Origin of the sequence: Acidiphilium sp. (genome assembly GCF_049977125.1) — a bacterium.
GTDB lineage: Bacteria > Pseudomonadota > Alphaproteobacteria > Acetobacterales > Acetobacteraceae > Acidiphilium.
This window is the reverse complement of record NZ_JBMFGY010000171.1, coordinates 1-2,869: the sequence shown is the minus strand read 5'-3', so window position 1 is coordinate 2,869 and position 2,869 is coordinate 1. Positions and strand designations below refer to the sequence as shown.

Sequence of the window (2,869 nt, the reverse complement as noted above, 5' to 3'; positions counted from 1 at the left end):
TTCGCCGGGTGGGGTTTGGCGCGTGGGGTTCAGGTGAAGATGCGCTGGCGGGTGAAGCGCCCCGCGATTGACCAGCCGATCGCCGAGGACAGGCCGGAGACCACGCCGCCCCAGGTGATGTCGATCGCGGTGAGGCTGGGGGTCCAGTGCTGCATGGTCGCCAGATTGGTCAGATCGTAGAGACCATAGGTGAAGACGCCGAACGCGGCGCCGTAGCCCAATGCCGTGATGACCCGGCCGCTCGCGCGGGCGCGCGGCATCACGAAGATCATCAAGCCCAGAACCTGAAGCCCATAGACGGCGAGCGCCGGCACCGGCTTGAACGATGGCAGCAGGATGGCGCCCAGCGTGCTGCGGTAGATCGCATCGCCGGTCAGGGTCAGCCAGACCAGATCGAGCAGGAGGTAGGTGATCAATGTTGCGAAATACAGCCCAAATCGTCCGCGCATGTCGTGTCCATCCTTTGTTACCCTTCGATATGCCGCGCGGGCGGCTTCGTGCAAGACGCGGCGCGGCGGTGGACGCGCCGGGGCGGGCGCGCGGGATCGGCGGCGGCGGCGGGTTCGATCAACTCCCCGTTAATCTCAATGTTTTAACGTGCTTTGCTGACAGTTTGGTGGCACATCGACCTGGAACATTAAATCGTTCCGCCGCGGCGGACGGAGGGTGGCAATGGGTTTCTCACGGCGGTTTCTGCTCGATGCCGGGGTTAAGGCGACGATCGCTTTGCCGGTCTGGATGCGCTCGGCCCTTGCCCGCGCCGCCGGGCGCGACCGGGCCGCGTTGCTGACCCCGGCCGCCTATCGGGAGGCGACGGCCAACCGGCTCGTGGTGATCGACCCCGGCCATGGCGGGCGCGATCCGGGCTGCATCGGCTCGGGCAATTTATATGAGAAGGACATCGCCCTCGCCGCGGCGTGGGATTTGCGCCACGCGTTGCAGCGCGGCGGCTATGAGGTGGTGATGACGCGGGCGCGGGATGTGTTCATCCCGTTGCAGACCAGGGTGGATATTGCGGAGAAGCACAAGGCGGCGCTGTTCGTGTCGATGCATGCCAATTCGGTGGCGCCGAATACCGTGGTGCGGGGGGCGAGTGTTTATACGTTCTCGAACCATGCCTCGGATGGTCTGGCTGCCAGCATCGCGCGGTCGGAGAACAGTGTCGAGCGGATTTCCAACCCGAATTTCCGGGGCGTGTCGCCGCAGGTCGCCAAGATTTTGTTCAGCCTGATGGCGCATAGCACCAAGATCGAATCGCTGCTGTTGCAGCAGAAAATGGTTGGATCGCTGGCGAGGGAGGTCGATATGTTGCAGAATCCGGCCCGCCACGCGACGTTCGCCGTGCTGCAATCCTCGGCGATTCCGAGTGTTCTGGTTGAAACCGCCTTCCTGTCCAATCCGCAGGATGAGGCGGCGTTGCGGACCAACGCGTTTCGCGAGCGGATCGCCGGATCGATGAAGACGGCGGTCGATGCGTGGTTTCTGGCCAGGCAACACGCCGTCGCCAATTTGTGACGATTTGGGATGATCAAGCGGCGGCGCGTTACTCTCGGGCTGGGCGGCTTTGTCTGGCTTGCCTCGACGAGGATGCTGCGGGCCGATAATCCCGCCTCCCCGGCTGATGCGCATTATACCGACCATCCTGGCCCCGGCGGAATCGATTGCGCCGGCTGCCAGTTTTTTCTGCCCAATCCGGCCGATCCTGCGCGGCCTGGTTCGTGCCAGCTGATCACCGGCCCGGTTGGCCCCGATGGGTATTGCGATTTTTTCGCGCGGCGATAGCAGGTTGGGCGGTTAGCCGCGCAATTCGCGGCGGAGGATTTTGCCGGTGACGGTTTTGGGCAGGTCGGGGATGATTTCGACGGTGCGGGGGTATTTATAGGCGGCCATGCGGGTTTTGCAGAAGGCGATGATGTCGTCCGGCGTGGTGGCGGTGTCGGGTTTGAGGCTGATCACGGCTTTGACGGTTTCGCCGCGGTAGGGGTCGGGGATGCCGATGACGGCGGCTTCGCGGACGGCGGGGTGGGTGTAGAGCACGTCTTCGACTTCGCGGGGCCAGACCTTGTAGCCGGCGGCGTTGATCATGTCCTTCTTGCGATCGACCAGATAGAACCAGCCGTGCTGGTCCATGAAGCCGACATCGCCGGTATGGAAGCGGGCGTTGCGGATGGCTTCGGCGGTTTTGTCGGGTTTGTTCCAGTAGCCGGGCACGACCATCGGGCCTTGGGTGACGATTTCGCCGATTTCACCCTGGGGCAGCGGGTTGCCTGCGTCATCGCAGATCCAGGAGATCGTGTCGTAGACCGGCACGCCGATCGCGAGCGCGCCGGATTCGGGATCGACCGGGGCTTCACGCGAGAGCGGCACGACATGGGTGGGCGAGTTGGTTTCGGTGAGGCCGTAGCCGTTGTGGATATAGGGGCCGAATTTTGCGCGGAACGCGGTGACCACGCTGGGCGGGATGGGCGCGCCGCCGGAGTAGATTTTGGTCAGCGAGGCGAGTTTTTCGGGGGTGGCGTTGGGGTGGTTCATCAGGGCGATGAAGGCGGTGATGGCGCCGATGGTGAAGGCGGGACGGTGTTCGGCGATGGCATCGAGCATGACGCCGGGTTCGAAACGGTAGGACAGGACGAGCGGGGCGGCGGTGATGAAGCCAGCGGCGACATGGCCGATCAGGCCGGTGATGTGAAACAGCGGGGCGATGCCGAGGATGGGGGCGCCTTCGGCGAGTTCGATCCAGTCGCGATAGGTCTGGGCGTTGAAGGTGACGTTGCCGTGGGTGTTCATCGCCCCCTTGGGCACGCCGGTGGTGCCGGAGGTGTAGACCAGGAAGGCGATGTCGGTGGGGTGGTAGTGCGGGGTGGGCGGC

The 2,869-nt window shown here is 64.3% G+C and carries 4 protein-coding genes; 2 read left to right on the top strand and 2 right to left on the bottom strand.

Features of this window, described 5'->3' with window-relative positions; all coding sequences use genetic code 11:
* Positions 1–29: 29 nt before the first annotated feature.
* On the bottom strand, positions 30–449 hold the full coding sequence (locus ACP5E6_RS15935) for a DUF2177 family protein (protein ID WP_427955717.1): 420 nt from the start codon (positions 447–449) through the stop codon (positions 30–32).
* A 223-nt stretch (positions 450–672) separates the two neighbouring features.
* Here ACP5E6_RS15935 and ACP5E6_RS15930 point away from each other — a divergent pair, with 223 nt between their 5' ends.
* A complete protein-coding gene (locus ACP5E6_RS15930) occupies positions 673–1,515 on the top strand; it encodes an N-acetylmuramoyl-L-alanine amidase family protein (protein ID WP_427955715.1) in 843 nt (280 codons plus the stop codon).
* A 9-nt stretch (positions 1,516–1,524) separates the two neighbouring features.
* Positions 1,525–1,782 (top strand): hypothetical protein, encoded by a 258-nt coding sequence (locus ACP5E6_RS15925; RefSeq protein WP_427955713.1) that lies wholly within the window; start codon positions 1,525–1,527, stop codon positions 1,780–1,782.
* A 12-nt stretch (positions 1,783–1,794) separates the two neighbouring features.
* Here the strand turns inward: ACP5E6_RS15925 and ACP5E6_RS15920 are convergent.
* Positions 1,795–2,869 (bottom strand): class I adenylate-forming enzyme family protein (locus tag ACP5E6_RS15920; RefSeq protein ID WP_427955710.1); only part of this gene is annotated, 1,075 nt, incomplete at its 5' end.

Excerpts from the sequence above, each read along its gene's own strand:
- ACP5E6_RS15935 (WP_427955717.1), bottom strand. The coding sequence starts at position 449 with ATGCGCGGACGATTTGGGCTGTATTTCGCAACATTGATCACCTACCTC.
- ACP5E6_RS15930 (WP_427955715.1), top strand. The coding sequence starts at position 673 with ATGGGTTTCTCACGGCGGTTTCTGCTCGATGCCGGGGTTAAGGCGACG.
- ACP5E6_RS15925 (WP_427955713.1), top strand. The coding sequence starts at position 1,525 with ATGATCAAGCGGCGGCGCGTTACTCTCGGGCTGGGCGGCTTTGTCTGG.